The organism is Gammaproteobacteria bacterium, assembly GCA_032250735.1.
Lineage (GTDB): Bacteria > Pseudomonadota > Gammaproteobacteria > SZUA-152 > SZUA-152 > SZUA-152.
In genome coordinates this window covers 1-4,670 of record JAVVEP010000058.1, presented here as the reverse complement: position 1 = coordinate 4,670, position 4,670 = coordinate 1, and the positions used below count along the sequence as shown (strand labels likewise).

Here is a 4,670-nt window from a genome sequence, read left to right as displayed (position 1 = left end):
CGCGCTTCCATGGAGTATTCGCACCCAATAGCCCTTACCGGGCCCGGATCACGCCGGCCCGCCGGGCACCGCCTGTAGAGCAAGGGCGTTTGCTGCACTGAACTTCGGAAAACCGACTTCCGGCCGCGCCTCGCCGGGCGTGGCCCGGGCCCGCTCGTGCCGCGACGGGCCAATGTCAACACCAACGCCGGAAAAAACGGCGGATTTCGTCGATTGATTGGCGCGGACAGCTCACAACCGGGGGATTTAGGCCTCCCGGAAGGCTGCCGGGGCTCGGGTAAGGGCCATGGGCAGGCCTGGCGCGGCTCCGGATACCGCTGGAAATCGGAAAATGGGGGGCTTATAATTCCTATACGCACCTGCAAACTATAATCTACGCCCCCGCAAACTATAATCTGTTGATTTTTATAGATAATACTGGACGACAATTGTCCATTTGACCTAACAACGCGGGACGGTGCACTGCTGAATTCCGCAAAGCTCCTGCATGATAGGCTGCGATCCTCACAAAGGTGAGGGGTAAATACCGCTTTAGCCCTCATGGTCGCCAGGTGGCCTGCGCTCTGCTTCTGTAGCCAGCACGCCAGCCTGGTTTCTCGGGCTACAGAGGCCGAATCACGCAGTCAGTTCAGTTATTCTGGCTCGTGCATCCGTACTTAACGTCTCCTCAGCGGCTTTACAGGTGGTGACTTGTAGTCCCATCTTGAAAATTGCTATTGATGTTTCCACAGCCAATGCCACTCCACCTTGTCCGGCTGGCACCTATCGCCTATATTCGTCCGGAACGACACCGTCAGCGTGTCATTGAAAAAGCAATAAAAATGACAACGGGAGGACATGCACAATGGTAGTGACGTATAGCAGGGCTTATGCCAAAGGGTAAAACGGACAGGATAATGACATCCAGAACGCACGCTACCCGAACCATCGATGAAAGCAATTTCCCATTTCTCTCTTCACCGGATTTGTACGAGGCGCCGATAGATTTACGCTCCGATTTTCAGAATATCGTTATGGAAACTACCCATGTTGAGTAAACCAGTACATATATTAGGCGCAGGCGGAATCGGAGTTGCACTGGGCTGGTGCCTGATGCGGGCGGGTTGTGATGTAACTATGGTGGATACGCATCCCGGTAAAGTCAGTTCAGGCCGTAAAAATGGCGTAACTGTGGTGGGTTATGGTGTGCAGTATCCTGTTTTCACATCGTTTAATGAATGGAAGCCACCTTATAACTCTTATATCCTTTTATGCACAAAAACTTATGATAACCCTGCCATATTGCAGCGAGTGCAAAACAAATCCTGCCTGGTCCCGGTGCAAAACGGCTTTGATCCTGAGCTCGATCAACAATCGCATCCCGGCGAAGGCATCGCTTCGTTCGTATCTGAATGTTTGCGTGATATGCCAATTACCCATATCACCAGGCCAGGGAGTTTGCATATTGGTGCACGTCGTGATGTGACGGAGGCAGAACGCCGTGAAATTGTCGAATTGGCAGGCGCTATCAGGCATGCTGGATTATTTCCGGTTGAAGTGATCAATGATGTGAAGCCGTACAAGGCAGCCAAGCTTATGTATAACGCCGCTATTTCACCACTCGCTGCATCTGCTGGTGTGGATAATGGCGAGCTATTGACCGACGATATAGCGAAGCGGTTATTCTTCGCCTTGCTGCAGGAAAATTATGCGATTCTAAAACATGCCAATGTGCCGCTGGCCAAAATCGGCCCCTTTCACCCGGACACCGTATCAATCATTCTGCGCACACCGGGTCTTGCTTCGCTTATGGCGGTATTCTTCCGGCCTTCTTTACAGGGCACCTATTGTTCCATGGCGCCTGATATTTCCACCGGGCGTACCGAGATCGATGCCTACAATGGTCATTTGATCCGTCTTGCCGAGGATTTCCCCTGTCCACTGAATCGTGCCGCCTATGCATTGGTACAGAAAATCGTTAATGAAAGGCTACCACCTGCTCGCGGGCATCTGCGATCACTGGTTGAATCCCTACCTGATGGAGTGTTGACATGAATCTTGTTACTGGCGGCGCCGGTTTTATCGGCTCGCATCTGGTCAATAAATTACTCAAGAACAATCAATCGGTGTGTGTCCTTGAGCATCCTGACGCAGATGTAAATCACTTGCCACTGGATCAGATTGAACTGATTCGCGCGGATATACGTGACAAGGGCGCAGTCAGGAAAGCGACACAGGGATGTGATTATGTCTATCATCTAGCAGCCGATCCCAATCTGTGGCGCCGTAACCGCGCTGAGTTTGATGATATTAATCATCAAGGTACGGTAAATGTTGTCGAGGCCGCATTAGCGAACGGTACAAAAAAGGTTTTGCATACCAGTACAGAAAGCATATTAACTTCACCGGAATCTAACGGCGGTGCAGTGGAGCATGTGCGCTTTGAGGAAGAAGGCATGTTGGGGCCCTATTGTTTAAGCAAGTATCGTGCCGAAGAAGCCATGTTTAATAGGGCAAATGAGGGTGCCCCTATCGTTGTTGTCGCACCAACATTGCCGGTAGGCCCGGGCGACAGGCAGCAGACACCGCCAACAAGAATGTCTGTAGCCTTTTGTCGAGGGGAGTTGCCTGCCTATCTTGAATGCCGCTTTAATCTGATAGATGCAAGGGATGTGGCCAAGGGCATGATACTGGCAATGCAACACGGACGGCCCGGCATCAGATATTTGCTGGGCCATGAAAATTATCATTTATCAGACTGGCTCGGTATTCTCGGCGGAGAAACCGGCAGAACAGTACCGCGTTGGAAGGTTCCCTATCCGCTGGCACTGACAGCTGCATGGTTCAGTGAGTTATGGGCTGACCATGTGAGCAAATCCATGCCCATGGCAACAGTCACAGGTGTTCGCCTGACACGCCGCAGTATGTTTTTTGATCCTGCTATTAGCCTGAAAGAACTGGGACTCAAGCCAAGATCGATCAGAAAGTCCGCCCATGATGCCGTCACTTGGTACAAAAAACAGGGATGGTTTTAATGTTTATTTTTCAATTGAAAATATTTCCAGAGTGCAAATACCGGAAACAACGGGACGCCAATCACTGCGACGATCAGCCCGGGCCCGGCGCCGGATAACGCTGGAAATCGGAAAAATGGGGCGCTTATAATTCCTATACGCGGCTGGACCCGGTCTCGGCTCTTCATGAGTTTCTGAACGCGCGCCTTCCGCGTATGTTCTATCGCCTAGAAAAATTGCGCTGCACTCAGGACGCCGCCCGCGATGACGAACTGACTGGACACGCTGCGTACGTGCAGTGTCTCGTAGCTTCGCCCGAGTGTGTCCAGCAGTTGGAGTGCCTGGGCGATTGTCTGCTGTTCTCCCCGGCGCTCGGCGTCGTCAAAGACGATCACGAAATCATCGCCCAGGCAGGTCTCGATCAATTCAAGCGCGCCCAACCGGGAGCGCCGGCGCTGGCCTTTCGGGCCGTCGACCAGCAGCACGTCGAATTTTTTCTGTTCGACAATCGGGGCTGTGTCGTACGTGGTGGTGATATGGCCGTGTACTGTTTTTTTCACCAGGGGCGAATGAATGAGTTGAAGGTTTTCTACCCGCTGGTCGATTTGCCTCAGCCACTCCAGCTCGTCTTCGAGCGTCGCGCAGTCGACGGACTTGATGGCGGACAGCCGGTCCAGCAGTACGCTGGACTGGCCGCAACCAAGCTCCAGAATTCGATTTACGGGTAGTTCCTCGACAATGCGAATAAGCAAATAGAGATAGCTGTAGCTGGCCGCTCCGCGAACCGGATACAGGGGCACGTTGATTCCGAGCCGATCCAGTGCTCTGTGCACGATCCCTTGAAAGATGAGCTCGCGCCCGTATAGACCGGCTGCCGGCATCAATGTTTTGGAGCTCCACTCCAGGAATGGGTTGATGTTTCGCAGCAACCACAGTTGCCCGCGCAATTCCGGGTAGGAGGAACCCTTCATGAGTGCATCCTTTGCGGTCGGTTAGTCGTAATCATTTAGCTGTTCTCTCCTTTGGTTGTTGCCGGGTTTGGGCCGGGCGGTCAGGTATGGCGTCGGGGACGCAACCTCGATCTGCTTCGCACCGGTGGATCGGGGGAGACGCGCGGGACTTCTGTGCGAGTCCCGCCGGACGAGTTCCGCTACCATTCATGGTTGATCGAAGCGCCCGGCGTCCGAGCCCCGTAAATGACTGACAGCGACATGGCCGATGATGATTCCCGCCTGATTTCAGCCCGCCCGACCGACGAGGAAGTACGCTTCGAGGCCTCCCTGCGGCCGTCGCGGCTGGACGAGTACATCGGCCAGCAGACGATGAAGGACCGGCTGGGAATTTACCTGGAATCGGCCCGCCACCGCAGCGAGCGGCAACCTCGTCGCGATCAACCGAACGGCCGATTGCATCGAGATCGTAGCGCACCAGCAATGGCCGTCCAGCCTCGAACAGCCGGTACACCTTGCCGGCCGCGTAGCGCGTGCCCTCGAGACTGCATTCGGGATCGGTGACGAACGGATTCATGCTGTGCTCCGAGTTGAACGATCCGATTCCATCGAATAACCCATCAGTAGGCATTCGTCCTGAAACATTTGCGCGGCCGTTTCGAGATCCTTTTTACTGGCGAGATCATGGATCCCGATACCTTCCTTCCTGACGCCGCTCTTGGCGCGG

At 53.9% G+C, this 4,670-nt stretch carries 3 protein-coding genes; 2 read left to right on the top strand and 1 reads right to left on the bottom strand.

Features of this window, described 5'->3' with window-relative positions:
- Positions 1-1,026 precede the first annotated feature (1,026 nt).
- Together RRB22_15760 and RRB22_15755 are read left to right on the top strand one after the other, a co-directional pair.
- On the top strand, positions 1,027-2,034 hold the full coding sequence (locus tag RRB22_15760; protein ID MDT8385855.1) for a ketopantoate reductase C-terminal domain-containing protein: 1,008 nt from the start codon (positions 1,027-1,029) through the stop codon (positions 2,032-2,034).
- Positions 2,031-3,014, top strand: coding sequence for an NAD-dependent epimerase/dehydratase family protein (locus tag RRB22_15755; protein MDT8385854.1), 984 nt, complete (start codon positions 2,031-2,033; stop codon positions 3,012-3,014). The genes RRB22_15760 and RRB22_15755 overlap by 4 nt, the downstream gene beginning before the upstream one ends.
- A 206-nt stretch (positions 3,015-3,220) precedes the next feature.
- On the opposite strand, the gene RRB22_15750 is transcribed toward RRB22_15755, so the two are convergent.
- A complete protein-coding gene (locus RRB22_15750) occupies positions 3,221-3,964 on the bottom strand; it encodes a hypothetical protein (GenBank protein MDT8385853.1) in 744 nt (247 codons plus the stop codon).
- Between the last annotated feature and the right edge of the window lie 706 nt (positions 3,965-4,670).